Source organism: Streptomyces niveus, from assembly GCF_001723055.1.
Lineage (GTDB): Bacteria > Actinomycetota > Actinomycetes > Streptomycetales > Streptomycetaceae > Streptomyces > Streptomyces niveus.
Window position 1 is genome coordinate 1 of the sequence record NZ_MDCR01000542.1, and the last position, 913, is coordinate 913.

Genomic DNA, 913 nt, shown 5'->3' on the forward strand with positions numbered 1-913 from the left:
AGTACGGGGACGCCCGCCCGGCCGCCGGAGGAACCGCCGCCCGCCACCCCGCCCGCGCTCCGGCGCCAGCGCCGCGCCCACTGGATCCGGCGCGGCAAGCGGTGACGTAACACGGCGCCCGGGCGTGGCGTCCCCGTACTCGACGCGCGGTCGGCGGGGCGCTGGAGTGTGTCGAGGGCGTAGTTCGTGGTCGCGATGGTGTTCACCATCTGCTCCTCGGTGAACTCCTCCGACCCCGGCACATGGGGGACGAACCCGATCAGGGCCCCCTCGTTCACGATCTCCGCGTCCAGCCCCGCCGCCCCGTCCATGTCCCAGAGCGCCTCGATCCGGTCGTCCAGGACGACCCGGATACCGAACTCGTAGACACCCGCGTGCACCAGATGCGCCATGACGCCGCGGGCGCGCAGCTCCGCGGTCAGACGCTCGGCACGATCCGCGTCCATACGGAGCACCTCTTCACGTACGACGTTCCCCGGGCCCGCACCGCCCCCTGGGGGTGTCCGGAAGCCCTCGTTCCTCCCACGGTACCGCTGTACGAGGCGATACGGCGTGCCGTACGCGGCACCCCACACCCCCCCGGCCTCGCCCGTTCCCACACTCCCGGCGCCCGTATCGGGGCGATACGCGGCCCGCTCGGGGGCCCCGCCGTACGTCTGGGCCCGTGAATGGGTCCCCGGACCCTCCGACTGGGCCCGGGAGGCTCCTTACTCTCCACTCCGGTCAGGTGAACACGCCACAGCTTGGACGAGGAGCGCGGATGAACGGCACTCTCTGCCGTCGCAGAGCGGGCAGGCGCGACGAGACCGGCCAGGGCGGTGTCGAGTACGTCGCGATGATCGGCGTCGTCGCCGCGGTCATCGGCGCGATCGTGGCACTGACCGTTCCCACGGACACGGCCGTGGGTCTTCAG

Annotated in this window: 1 protein-coding gene; it reads right to left on the reverse strand. The window is 72.3% G+C overall.

Annotated elements, in window-relative coordinates; translation table 11 throughout:
• Window positions 1–446 (reverse strand): hypothetical protein (locus BHU15_RS41935; RefSeq protein WP_069631137.1); only part of this gene is annotated, 446 nt, incomplete at its 3' end.
• Window positions 447–913 lie beyond the last annotated feature (467 nt).